Genomic DNA, 11,913 nt, shown 5'->3' on the forward strand with positions numbered 1-11,913 from the left:
GATCTATCCGGAAATCAGGAACCGGTCGCGATTCTTTGCATCCTTGATCCAGTTCGGCGCGCGCCCCCTGCCGGACCAGGTCGCGCCGGACGCAGGATCACGATATCTCGCGGACGTCGCGGCAGGCGACTGCCCCGCTCTGCCTCGGCGGCTGCCGAAGATATCTCGCGGCGTATATCCAAACTCGGCCACCTTCGCGCGAATATCCGCGAGAACCGTCTCGAACTCCTGCTGACGGACGGCGGCGGCCTGACTCTCGAGTTCCGCAATTTGCGCCTTCAGTTCTTTGTACGTTGCCACGAGTCGTCTCCCACAGCGTGGATACCACACGCCAATCATAGTGGCTTTCGCACGACGCTGACCGCAATCGGGATGGCCACCTGGCGCGCGTCGTCCGTACCGCTGGCATCCCGGATACAGGGGCGCGCGACAGCCCGCAAACGACGCGGAACGCCTGGAGAATTCCCGCGTACCGGTCAGCCTCCGTTAGCTGCCGTGCTATTCTTGCGGCATGCGACTTGCGACTCGATAACGGTGTGGTGCAGCTAGGCAGTCACTCGCATGGAAGGAGTTTTAGACGTGGATGAACGAAAACGAGAAAGTATAGTTTCATATCTCCGCCGCCGAATGGCGGAATTTGGAATCGAGCCAGACGATATTGCGGCTTCGATTGCGCAGGACCAGTTGCGACTGCGCGCTGCGCGTTACCAGAATGCGGCTGGCAACACATGGGACGGCAACGGTGAGATGCCGCAGTGGCTTGTTCAGGCGATCAGCGCCGGACAATCGCTCGAACACTTCGCCATTGGGAATTCCGACGAGAAACCCGCTCCCCAACGCGCGCGCGTCGATTGGGCGAACGATCCGTTCGCCGGCAGCCGGCTGGCCACGGAAAATCCGGAGCGCCTGGGCGCCCGCTGACTCTTTGCGTACACATCTACGGTCGGGCAAACGTTTGGACTTGCTCAAACGCGGCCGAACTGTTTTCTGTTCCATTTCTTTCGCCGACCAACTCGTCGTTGCGACCGCGATCTTCCAGACGATCCGGTGAATGGCCGGCGCCTCGTGCGTGAAGCTTCGTTGGCAAACATCAAGCGCATGCGGTTTGCCTGGTGCCTGGTGGCTGGCCGCCATTGACACAGGAGCCCCTGGCCGTCGCGTCGGGCGAACGCACTTTGGCGATTTAGAGCGAAGGGATTCGGCTGCGCCCCACCGCGATGGATAACAAGCTGCGAGTCGCGGTCATTGGACATGTTTTGGGGCGAAAGCTTTCACTGGATCTGCGAGCGCAGTCTTCCGAATTTTAATTCGGATAACGAAACATATTGGATGTTGCGCCTCACGGCCGGTGCGAAGGACTCGGGGGGATGCGTGCGCCAGCCGGCGGCCTTTTCAGTGGAAGGAAGCGGTAGGCGGGCGCTCATGCACCCAACTTGCCCGGCAAGCGTGGCAAATGGCGGCCCGCCGCCGGCGCGATGCGCTTCGTCAAACGCGGGGTCACTGCTGATGCACATCTGGGCAAAGAATTTTAAAACGTGCTGATTTGCGAACGGTGCAAGGCCTGTCTCGCGCGCTCCCTGGCAAGCTAGCCGACGACCCGGAACGTCGCGCGACGTTTCACTACAAAATACGTGTCGTCTGTTACGCCGAAGGCGCGGCGGTCGTTGCGTTCCCCAATGATGCGTTTGTCGCGACTATTTCGGCTGCGGATCTCGGCTAGCGCGTGAAACAATTTCGCGAGAATTCTCGGAAACGTCCTTTGTGTGGGGCGTTGGAGCTTTTGAAACTTTGACCCCGAATGTTTCACGAAACAAAGCGGTCAAACTGCCCGCGCTGCCCAGGTGGTTCGATCAAGGGGGTCGGCATGTTCTGCACGATAGGCGGCGCGGCGATACGGTAGCTGCGTCGTTATGCGGTTAGTTGCATTAACTAGACAATCTTGAGGGACTGGGCGTTTGACGCGCCGCTCCTCCTGCACTGACCAAAGCACTATCTGTACGCTCATCGGCTCGAAGCTTCGCGTTCAAGAAGAGGATAGCGACATTCAAACGAGCATCGAGATCCGCGGCTAAAGAACCTGATGAGCTGTTGTACCGCCTTTCGCTGATCAATCGCCGAGCTTCGCATTGCGCCTGATATCCAAGCTTTGTTGGCCCCGTGCATTCGGCGCGTCATTCCGGCCAAGTGGTCCGAGGTTTTCATCCCAGTCGATTCTCGACCTCAGCACGGGCGAAGCAATCTTGGTCAGATAGTGGGTGGGCTACTGAACGATTTCCAAAGCCGTCGGCAAAACGCCAGCGAGTGGGAGAAGCGGAACGCTCGGGGAAAAAATCACTGCAGGGGAATGGTTCGGAATCGCTCTTGGCCGATCTCTGCCTGGGGGAAAAAAGCCACGCTTGCGCATCGTCGTCTGCTGTGGGTGCCAATCAACCAGGTCCGGGGGACGAGCCAAGTGACATCAGTCCAGGTTCAAGCGAGACAGCGGACTCGTGACTAGGCGTCATTGCGCCTGCCGAGCGCCTCGGGCTCGGCCTGGCAGAGATGACAACAGACCGCCCACCAGATTGGGATTGGGCGGCCAAGAGGCTTCGCGCTCAGTCGGCCTCGACGCCGCAAAAGGCAACAGCCGCGTGCAGATCGCGGCGTTCCTGCGCTTTCGAATAGTGTTCGGCACATCGTACGGGAAGGGCAGGCGCGGTGGCATCTGACGCAGTTCCGCCGTTGAATTCAATCGCACAAAATCAATCCCTTGCTCGACTAACCAGGGCTTCTGTTTGTACTTCGCCTCAACGCGGTGATTTGTTTCACTCTCCATCTATTTCGCTTTCGTTTGCGCGATGGAGGCCCACCCCAACCCATCTTCCCGGCGCGTAACGTGAGCGAGTCCATAGTACGGACTCGTTGTCGGGTTATTTTCGGCGATTTGTTCGACGCGGCGCTGCACGGCCGACGTACTCCGAGGTGCTCCGCGCTGGCGAACGTCGTTTGCGCTCCAACCTGGGTCTAATGGCCGACAGTCCATACTATGGACCGGTTCGCATCAGACTCTAGCCTTCTCTGCTCGCGAAACCAGCCAGTTCCGCCGGCCGCGATTCCCTGCACGCATCGCTGGAATCCATAGTATGGACTCGCCCGGGCAATGCCACTTCAGCTCGTTCGCCGGCACAAGTCGCCAACAGCAATGCGTTCGAGAAAATGCGCTAGCGGTTGCCTCCCCCTCCCGCCGGACGACTCCATACTATGCACTCACGTTGTCGTCGGGCTCAGACCAAGGCAGGTACATCACATCGCCGGGACCCCTCAGTCCATACTATGGACTGCTCGCAGCGTCAGCCGAAAAAAAAGCCCGCTTTTGGCGGGCTTCGAGAAGGGTGGGATCACCTCACTTCGGATCTTGATTGAACGTCTGGCTAATGAGCGCACGAATCTGCGTTTCCAGCGCCTCGGTCATCATCCCTGGCTTGAACTTGACGGTAAAGCCGTTCACGTCCTTCGTAATCGATCCAGCATGTTCCTTTCCGGCGAAGAACTTGTCGATGCTTCGCTCATTTGCCGGCGCCGACGTCGCTCCCCGCGTCGCGATCTGCCTGATCGCCGCTGCGGCTTTTCCTTGCTCGATCTCCCCTGAGACCACTGCGGGCCAAACCTCGCGCGCCGCGGCCAGGCCGGCTTCGCCGAACTTTCGGATAGCCGATACGATCGCCTCTGCCGCGTTCGCCCCCAAAAGCCTCGGCTGAATATCCAGGTCACTGAGGATGAAGGAAGGCAGCTTGTCGAAACTCAAGAACTGAAAGAGGCCGCTTCGCGACAAACCAAGCGCTTCCGCCAATCGCTTCCGGTCCGGAAATTCCTTTTCGGTACGCCGGATCGAGAGGCTGATTTCGTAGTCCGCCAGATCATCGCGGCTGACGTTCTCGACCATCGCCAGAACGGCCATGTCCGAATCCGAGCAATCCGCGACCACGGCTTTGATCGATTCCAGTCCCAGAACCTTGTGCGCACGCCAGCGCCGCTCGCCCGCAACGATCTGATACCCTGCCTCGACACGTCGCACGACGATCGGCTGCACCTGCCCGACCTCGCGGATCGATTCGGCGAGTTCGCTCAACTTGGCTTCGTTGAAGATGCGTCGCGGTTGCCATGGGTTAGGCGCAATCTCGGCGACCGGCAACTGCGACGCAACACCCGCCGACTCGAGTTCCTGCACGCGCAGTTGCGCGACAGCGAGCGCGCCGGCGAGTCCGGGCGCAGTCTGGGTGCGCTCCGAACGCTTGACCTCGTCCTCCTTGATGGACGACGTCTTTCGAATGCCCGCCGTTTTCGCGAGTAGTTGTTCACGCATGTTGCTCATTGCGCGGTCCTCCATTTTTCTTCGTAAATTTCGTCTAACCAACGGCAGTAGTCGATGAGCGGCTGTCGCACGCGCTGTAGCGCCTTGGCCGCGCTATGCGAACTGCTCACATCGAATACCGTGGAAAAAGCCAGCGCGCCTGTGCTCATCACCGAGCTGGCCGGAACCTCGATCGCATGGAGCCAGTTTTCGTAGGCGCTCTCTGCCCACGCGCGAACGATCGGCGCCGACGAAGTGCGTCCATAATCCACCCGGGAAAGCAGCAGCGAAATGAAGTCGTACTTCTTGCCCTGCTCGTATTTGATAAAGCTCTTTGACACGTCCGAGAACAAACGCCAGAAGGACAACGAGCTGATGAAATCGAGGTTCTCGGGGACCATCGGCATCACCAGCGAGTCCGCCGCGAGCAGCGCGTTCAGATTCATATAGGAAAGCGACGGAGACGTATCCATGAGGATGTAGTCGTACTGCTTGCGAAGCGGCTCGAGACCTTCACGCAGCACCGTCCAGAACTTGAATCCCGGCTTGATCTTCTGCATCGCCGGCAAGTGGAATTCCGCTCCAATGAGTTCCGTGTGCGCCGGGATTACATCGAGGCCGTCCCAATAGGTCGACTGAACACGCGCGGCGAGACCCCCCTCGATTTGCTGGTCGTAGATATAGGGGAGCACCGTGTCTTCCGGCGTTACGTCCTTTTCGGCGTACAGCCCGCAGAGCTCGGAAAGCGAAGCTTGCGGATCGAGGTCGACGACGAGGACCTTGCGTCCGCGCAACGTCAGGCCTTGCGCCAGACACATGGTCGTCGTCGTCTTGGCTGACCCGCCTTTGAGCTGGGCGGTTATGATGATTTTTCCGTCCGGCTCCCTTGTGCCGGTGACGAGGGGAGTCTGATAGATATCCGAGACTTTCTGTACCCAGATACGGGCCTCTTCGAGGGTGAACGTCCGCGTGCGGCCGGTGCCTGCTGCGGTGCCGGGCGGTAACTCGCCATCGCCTTTGGTGGCAAGATACTGAACCTGCGAGTGGGTGATGTTGCACATCGCGGCGATTTCACCCGTCTTGAACACGGGTGCGGTCTTGCGTGGCCTGGGTGCGAGGATGGTTTCGCGCAGTTCATCCGTAAAAATCGATACCTTTTCAGCGAACGCGCTAATCTGCTCCAGAGGCACAGTCCGATCGACGGCTGGAAGTTGGCTTGTTTTCACCATTCTGAGGTTTTCGTGATGATTTCGATAAACCTCATAATACAGAAGCGATGCGATATTTTCAGCCTAAATCGTCGTAAACGTAGAAATTTATTGGATTTTTTGCCGTCCGAACGCGCGCAATTGGGTCGATTCGGGCCGAAGCCTCGCCAAATCGAGCACAACGAGGCTCACCTTCTCAGGGCTGACCGAGCTGAAACCGCCGACCAAAAGGCAAAAACAGGGCTTCTCATCGCCCGATTGCACAAATGACCTCACCTTTGGCTGCCTTCCGACGCTCCAACCATGGGGCCTCCTGCCACCCGGAGACGCTGAGATCCAGTGTGCACAATCGACCTCACCATAAATCCTTTGCCTTCTCTTGGCCCAAAACACAAAACCATCGAAATATCCAACAGCACCCCGTTATTCGCAGCCGCCGTTGATACGTCGCGCACCTATCCAGGACGGCGCTTCCCGGTTTGTATGTTGTTTTGTAAACCTGAAACCGAACCGACAAACTAACAAGTGCTCGCTACTTCCATAATAATCAATGAGTTAGGTAGGAAAAGGTGAGGCCCGTTGTGCTGAAGGTGAGGTCGTATGTGCACAAGAGGGAGGTTTTGTCCCCGGAGAAGTGAGGTTGAGTCCGCGCGATGGTGAGGTAGGCTGTGCAGCGCTCCGATCTATCCACAGGGGTGAGGTTCATTGTGCAAACCTGACCGGCAACTCGTCGGGAATCAGGTAGGACGGCCGGCTTACGATGATCGGCGGACTTCCGTGGTGAGGTTGGTTGTGCGTCAGGTGAGATTCTTTGTGCACCAGCTTCCAAACGCCCCAAACTCGCTGGTTAGCCATCTCCAGATGGTGAGGTTTGTTGTGTTGACACCTCACCCACGAGTGATAAAGTCCCATGACTCCAAATCGGCACATGGGCAAACCACGCGATGGCATCGGACAATCCGCAAGAGGGCAGAACCAGAACGACGCCCCGGCAGATGGCCTTGGCGCTCTTCGAGGACATGTTCGATCTGGGTTTGCCGGTGAACGAGTCCAGCCGCGAGATCGGGTATCAGCGCAACAACTTCTTCACCGAAATCGTGAACATGGGGTTGCCGGCGCGACGCTTTCTGGACGCCGCGTACTTTATCGTCGCCCAGGAGCCGCAGCCCCAGGACCAGTACGATGTCGAACTGAACTACTTCAAGTGGTTGATGCGCTATGACAGCCGGAATCTCAAACATCTCCGGACGATTGCCGACGAAGCGCAGAACGCAAAGATCCGCGTAACGAATACGCCCTCGGATCGCGATCCTCACGAAGACGACCTGTGGGTGCAGGTGCAGCTCATCGGGCTCGTTGGCTTTCATCGCGGGCGCATCCGGTTCGACGTTCACCCCACCCTGGTGCCGCACATTCGCGACCCGCGCAAGTCGCACTGGCTCAGCCTGCGCATCTCGACCGCTTTCACCCGGAGCCTCGCAAGGGCGATTTACGACAAGGTTCTGCCAAGCGTTCCGGCAGGCCGCACCGACTGGATTCCGCTCGAAGTGATGCGGACGTGGCCGGGCAAGATGGGCGCAAACGCGGCCATTTTCAAATACTTCAAGCGCGACTGGCTCGAACCGGCAGTCAAGGAAATCAACGAGGTGTCCGACATCGAGCTCTCGTATGAAACGAGGACCGAGTCGACATCGTCGAAGAAAATCGATCGCATCCGGTTCGTGCTCAAGCGCAAGGACACCGCGGACGCCGTGATGGCGAGCCTTGCCGACGCGAGTCACGTGTACAAGGTGCTCAAGGACGAGTTCAACCTCTCGTCGAGACAGTTCAGCGAGATTTCGGAGAATCGCGAAACGTGGACGGACGAACGCATCCAGCAGGCGATCGAATACACACGCTTCCGCCTTCACCGCGGCCAGGTGAAGAAGAGCCCGTCGGGCTATCTGATGAAGGCGCTGCGCGACAACTGGAAGATGTCGGAGGCCGAGCGGACGATGGTCGAAGTGCAGGCCAAGCTGCTGAACCACGAAGCCCAGCAGAGCGCCGAAACGGTGGAGGTTCAGGCGTCGGTTGCGCATAGCATTGCCTCGAAAGAGGAGGAGTCGCGCGCGCGCATGAACGAGGAAGCGAGGCTGGGCCGTGAGCACTACATGGCGGCCGATGAACGGAGCAAACGGGAATTCATTCGTGGCTGGGTGACATCCCGCGAGGGAAAGTTGATGCTGCGCCGCATGAAGCTCGAGCCCGCCGAAGTCACCGAAGGCGACATCCTCGCGAACGCCGATCTCGCCTGGTATCTGGGTCAATTCGTGTTCGGAAGGATCAGCGCGTCGAGAGCCGGCAAGCACGTGGCGCTGAAATCCGCGTAGCGTATCGGGGCTGGCTTCGGCTTTCGCCAGAACGGATGTCTGCGCGCGAAGGGGATTGCCGGATGGAGAGTCGCGCTTTAATGAGGGCGATGCCTCGTTCGCATTCCTTACTTTCTGGCGATAGCGCCCGGCGCGAGTTCAGGGCTGAGCGATGCCGAGCACCGTGAGATGCATTTCGCGTCGCTCGACAAAGCCCATTTCCCGATAGATCGAAACGGCGCCGTGATTCGACGTCAGTACGTGCAGGAAGGGTGTTTCGCCGCGCGCACAGATTGCCGCGATCAGCAGTCTGATGAGGCCGGCGGCGAGGCCCTGCCCCCTGAAGGCCGGGTCCACGCAAACGGCGCTGATTTCGGTATGTCCGTCGATCTTGATGCGCTCGCCCGCCATGGCCACGAGCTTACCGTTCTTGCGTACGCCCAGGTAGTCGCCGAGTTCGATCGTGCGCGGGCCAAACGGACCAGGCTCCGTCACGGCGGTCAGCGCCATCATCTCCGGCACGTCGCGCGCTTCGAGACGAACGTGTTCGAGCGAGGTCGCCCCAACGGGTTGGCCTCCCCATACCATCTGCAGCAGCGCCGCGTGCCGGATGACCACGAAGCCGTCGGGCGGATCCAGTGCGTCGAGGGTGGTCAAGGCCACGGGTTCGTGTTCCGCGATCAGGCGGCGCAAGGCTTCGAATGATTCCGGCGTGGTGTCCGCCATCGCGGCGAAGGGCGCGACCGCAGGCGCATACCGCAGCACGCGCTGGTCCACAACGGCAAACTGGCGATGCCGGCCCGTCAAGGCGCCCCATATCGCGTCGTCCAGCGCGTGTGTACGTCGGATATTCCTTGTTGCTGGCACGTCTAGCATGGCAAGTGCTCCCTTTATCGATATGGCCGGCGCGCCGGGGTGCCACCGGTTTGCGACGATCCCCGGCGCGCTATGGTAGCGCCGGCTACGGCAGAACGCGACACGATTGGCATCGTTTGCGCCAGGCGATGCCCGATTGCCTCCGCCAGGCGTGGTGCGGTCCGATCAGTCCAATCCCGCGGGTGCCGTTCGATGGTGGCTTCGATTCGACCCGGGGAAGAGCCGCCACCCGAAGCGGGCCTTGGCATCGAAAAAAGCATCGCCAGGCCGGGTACGATCGAAGTGAGTGAGGGCCGTGCCGAACTGCGTTCTCTCGCCGAACTTCTGGAGAGTTCGCGCCTGGTGAGCCGGGCCACCAGGCGGGAGATGCCAGTCGCGCTCAGTGGGCGGCCGGAAACGAGAATGTCGCGCGCGCGCTACCGTTGCCACCGACGTTTACGTGTTGCGTTCTCGTCGTGCTGCCATACGTCGCATTGATCGTGTAGCGGCCCGGTGCCAGTCGCACGAGCATGTGCGGGCCGTGCGAACGCGTATCGAGCACGGATGCGCCGCTCGGGTTCGTGATCTGCACGTGAACATCGGCGACATAACTCGAACCGGGGCCGGTGAACAGCAGCGAGAGCGGCCACTGGCTGCGCGCTTGCCGCAGCGCAGTCGATTCGTCGCGGCCAACGCCGCCGGACACGAAGGATACGTCGCCCTGCTGTTCGGTTGCCGGCATGCCGGTCGTCGAAGGTTCGCTGGCGCCTGGCGCCGCGGCCGTCTGCGCGATTGCGCTGCCCGCGAGCGCGAGGAAGAACCCCGCAGCCAGCAGGGTCGAGGCGATCCGGGTAGCCTTGCGTTGCCTTTTCATCGTGGTCACTCCTTGCAGTGATGTCGATTTCGCGCGCGCGCCGTGCGCCGTGGGTCCGCTGCGGCTCGCGCAGGCCGGATCACAGCTTAGCCTTTTTCGGCCCGCCATGTGTGCAGCGCGCCGCGCGCTTGGGACCCTCAATCGACTTAGCGAAAGTCACTCCATTAGTATGCAATCCCTGATTTTTGTTGCGTACGCAATGGTCGTGTTACGGCACTCTTACCGTTCACTATCGAGTCAGCCAAGGGGGGAAGTCTCCGAATTCCTGCCGCAGCAGCCATGCAGATAGGGCCTTCATGGACGCAGCGAGCTCGATACCGCGACCTGTGGAGGATAGTTTACGAACAGATGCACATGATCTTGCTCGCCGTTGAACTCCGCCAGTTCCGCTTCGAAGTCCCGGCACTCGCGAGGATCAATCGCATCGCATCCCATCCAGGTGCTCTTTCATGAACAGGTTTCGCCGATACTTCGTAGCGAAAACAAGGTGAACGTGCATTGCGAAGACACAATGCCTACCCTGCCTCAATTCGCTATCAACCTTCCTCGGCCGCCCATATCCCCCTTTCAATAATTTTGGAGACCAGGTATGGTTTCAGGCATGGAAGCCGTAAAGACCCTGAAGTTGCGAATCAAGGACAAGCACGCGAAGGCGATGCTTGCGATGGCGCGCGACGTCAATACGGTCTGGAATTTCTGCAACGAAACGCAGTACCGAAGCCTCAAGCGATACTGCAACCGTCCCAAGGTGTGGCTGTCGGGATTCGACCTCCAGAAGCTGACAAATGGCTTCGTGAAGTGCGATGGCGTCGTTGCTGGCTCGCCCACGGTTCAGCAGGTTTGCGAGGAATTCGCGACGCGCCTGCGGCAGTTCAAGCGCCAGAAGATGAACTGGCGCGTGAGCGACCGGAAGTCCCCGAAGTATTCGCTCGGGTGGGTGCCGTTCAAGAAGCGCGCACTGACGTACAAAAATGGCCAGCTTAAATTCAACGGCATCAACATCGGCCTGTGGGACTCGTACGGCCTCTCAAGGTACGAACTCGGCGCGGGCAGCTTCAACGAGGACTCGCGTGGGCGCTGGTACGTCAACATCGCCGTGAAGGTCCAGGTCGACGAAAAACGAGTGCCAGACGGCGTGACCACGCTCGGCATCGACCTCGGCCTGAAGACGATGGCGACGTACAGCGACGGCTCGGCGTTCAACATGCCGAAGTTCTACCGCGATACGGAAGCCGCGCTCGGCATCGCGCAGCGGGCAAACAAGAAACGACGCGTGAAGGCTGTCCACATCAAGATCGCGAACCGGCGCAAGGATGCCATCCACAAGGAAACGACCGCGCTGGTCAAGAAACATGCAGCAATCTTCGTAGGCAACGTGAACGCGAAAGCGATGGCGAAAACGAGCATGGCAAAGTCCGTGCACGACGCCGCGTGGACGATGTTCCGAACAACACTCAAGTACAAGGCCATTAGGCAGTGCGTGGTGTTCGAAGAAGTCAACGAGGCGTTTTCAACCCAGACGTGCTCGTGCTGCGGCAGCATTCCGCCCAGCAGTCCGAAAAGTAGAGCCGGCCTCGGAATAAGACAGTGGACTTGCAGCGACTGCGGCGCGGAACACGACCGCGACACAAACGCCGCAAGGAACATTGTCCGCTTGGGACTTCAAGCGCTAGAAGTAGGAATCCTTGGGGTTTAGCCCGGGGAGGAAGTCAACTATTTGAAGAGTCTGTCTATTACCTGAAAATCGGCGGCAGCTTCGTGCGCGGTATCGCCAGCAGCGATCTCGACGGACGATCGGCCAGTCCGTTCATCAGGTGGCGCACGCGGCAGGCAAGGCAACGATCGCTGAATTCGTGGTGGAAAGCGAGGCGATCATCGGGCGCTTGAGCGAAATCGGTATCGATTACGCACAGGGCTTCTATGTCGGCCTGCTCGAACCGATTCCCGAGGGAATCGGCGAGACCGTGGCGGCGTGACTGGCGGATGCGGAGGCAGAATCGCCGTAGCGGCCCTCAAAAAAATAAATATTCCAAATGCGCTTGACGGCATCCGGAATGACCCGCATAATTCGCCTCCTTCGCTGATCGCTGCGAACGAAAACGAAGCGATTAAGACGAATTGCTCTTTAAAAATTTACAGCCGATAAGTGTGGGCGCTTGATGCGGTGGCGACCCGGCCTTGCCTTTCGGGGCGAAGCCGGAATAGCAAAAGTATCAAGAGTCTCACACTAAAGTAAGTCAGGTTTTTGAATTTATTCGAAACCTGTCAGCTTTGAGTGAGCGACTGGTTCTTAGAACC

Annotated in this window: 10 protein-coding genes; 4 read left to right on the forward strand and 6 right to left on the reverse strand. The window is 59.4% G+C overall.

Features of this window, described 5'->3' with window-relative positions; genetic code table 11:
* Positions 1 to 3: 3 nt before the first annotated feature.
* Complete coding sequence (locus BMI01S_RS19610) at positions 4 to 300, reverse strand: H-NS histone family protein (protein WP_028212864.1); 297 nt, start codon at positions 298 to 300, stop codon at positions 4 to 6.
* 447 nt (positions 301 to 747) lie between these two features.
* On the opposite strand from BMI01S_RS19610, the gene BMI01S_RS44045 reads away from it, so the two are divergent.
* Positions 748 to 921 (forward strand): hypothetical protein, encoded by a 174-nt coding sequence (locus tag BMI01S_RS44045; protein WP_409372321.1) that lies wholly within the window; start codon positions 748 to 750, stop codon positions 919 to 921.
* Between the two features lie 2,461 nt (positions 922 to 3,382).
* Here the strand turns inward: BMI01S_RS44045 and BMI01S_RS19620 are convergent.
* Positions 3,383 to 4,351 (reverse strand): ParB/RepB/Spo0J family partition protein, encoded by a 969-nt coding sequence (locus tag BMI01S_RS19620; protein ID WP_028212866.1) that lies wholly within the window; start codon positions 4,349 to 4,351, stop codon positions 3,383 to 3,385.
* On the reverse strand, positions 4,348 to 5,559 hold the full coding sequence (locus tag BMI01S_RS19625; protein ID WP_028231388.1) for a ParA family protein: 1,212 nt from the start codon (positions 5,557 to 5,559) through the stop codon (positions 4,348 to 4,350). The genes BMI01S_RS19620 and BMI01S_RS19625 overlap by 4 nt, the downstream gene beginning before the upstream one ends.
* A 923-nt stretch (positions 5,560 to 6,482) precedes the next feature.
* Between BMI01S_RS19625 and BMI01S_RS19630 the strand changes: the two genes are divergently transcribed.
* Entirely contained in the window at positions 6,483 to 7,907 is a 1,425-nt protein-coding gene (locus tag BMI01S_RS19630; protein ID WP_028212868.1) for a replication initiation protein, read from the forward strand.
* Between the two features lie 138 nt (positions 7,908 to 8,045).
* Here BMI01S_RS19630 and BMI01S_RS19635 read toward each other — a convergent pair whose 3' ends face one another.
* The 3 genes from BMI01S_RS19635 to BMI01S_RS39120 form a co-directional block, all read right to left on the reverse strand.
* Entirely contained in the window at positions 8,046 to 8,762 is a 717-nt protein-coding gene (locus BMI01S_RS19635) for a GNAT family N-acetyltransferase (protein WP_042290233.1), read from the reverse strand.
* A 379-nt stretch (positions 8,763 to 9,141) separates the two neighbouring features.
* A complete protein-coding gene (locus BMI01S_RS19640; protein ID WP_028212870.1) occupies positions 9,142 to 9,615 on the reverse strand; it encodes a hypothetical protein in 474 nt (157 codons plus the stop codon).
* Between the two features lie 294 nt (positions 9,616 to 9,909).
* The gene (locus BMI01S_RS39120; RefSeq protein ID WP_081716074.1) at positions 9,910 to 10,050 is read right to left on the reverse strand and encodes a transposase; all 141 of its coding nucleotides are present in this window, start codon (positions 10,048 to 10,050) and stop codon (positions 9,910 to 9,912) included.
* Between the two features lie 154 nt (positions 10,051 to 10,204).
* Between BMI01S_RS39120 and BMI01S_RS19650 the strand changes: the two genes are divergently transcribed.
* Together BMI01S_RS19650 and BMI01S_RS39125 are read left to right on the forward strand one after the other, a co-directional pair.
* A complete protein-coding gene (locus BMI01S_RS19650) occupies positions 10,205 to 11,311 on the forward strand; it encodes an RNA-guided endonuclease InsQ/TnpB family protein (RefSeq protein ID WP_208460983.1) in 1,107 nt (368 codons plus the stop codon).
* A 118-nt stretch (positions 11,312 to 11,429) separates the two neighbouring features.
* On the forward strand, positions 11,430 to 11,591 hold the full coding sequence (locus BMI01S_RS39125; protein WP_238327934.1) for a hypothetical protein: 162 nt from the start codon (positions 11,430 to 11,432) through the stop codon (positions 11,589 to 11,591).
* Positions 11,592 to 11,913: the final 322 nt, after the last annotated feature.

The sequence above is a fragment of the Paraburkholderia mimosarum LMG 23256 = NBRC 106338 genome (assembly GCF_000739815.1).
GTDB classification, from domain to species: domain Bacteria; phylum Pseudomonadota; class Gammaproteobacteria; order Burkholderiales; family Burkholderiaceae; genus Paraburkholderia; species Paraburkholderia mimosarum.

Excerpts from the sequence above, each read along its gene's own strand:
- BMI01S_RS19640 (WP_028212870.1), bottom strand. The coding sequence starts at position 9,615 with ATGAAAAGGCAACGCAAGGCTACCCGGATCGCCTCGACCCTGCTGGCT.
- BMI01S_RS39120 (WP_081716074.1), bottom strand. The coding sequence starts at position 10,050 with ATGGGATGCGATGCGATTGATCCTCGCGAGTGCCGGGACTTCGAAGCG.
- BMI01S_RS44045 (WP_409372321.1), top strand. The coding sequence starts at position 748 with ATGCCGCAGTGGCTTGTTCAGGCGATCAGCGCCGGACAATCGCTCGAA.
- BMI01S_RS19625 (WP_028231388.1), bottom strand. The coding sequence starts at position 5,559 with ATGGTGAAAACAAGCCAACTTCCAGCCGTCGATCGGACTGTGCCTCTG.
- BMI01S_RS19620 (WP_028212866.1), bottom strand. The coding sequence starts at position 4,351 with ATGAGCAACATGCGTGAACAACTACTCGCGAAAACGGCGGGCATTCGA.
- BMI01S_RS19650 (WP_208460983.1), top strand. The coding sequence starts at position 10,205 with ATGGTTTCAGGCATGGAAGCCGTAAAGACCCTGAAGTTGCGAATCAAG.
- BMI01S_RS19635 (WP_042290233.1), bottom strand. The coding sequence starts at position 8,762 with ATGCTAGACGTGCCAGCAACAAGGAATATCCGACGTACACACGCGCTG.
- BMI01S_RS19630 (WP_028212868.1), top strand. The coding sequence starts at position 6,483 with ATGGCATCGGACAATCCGCAAGAGGGCAGAACCAGAACGACGCCCCGG.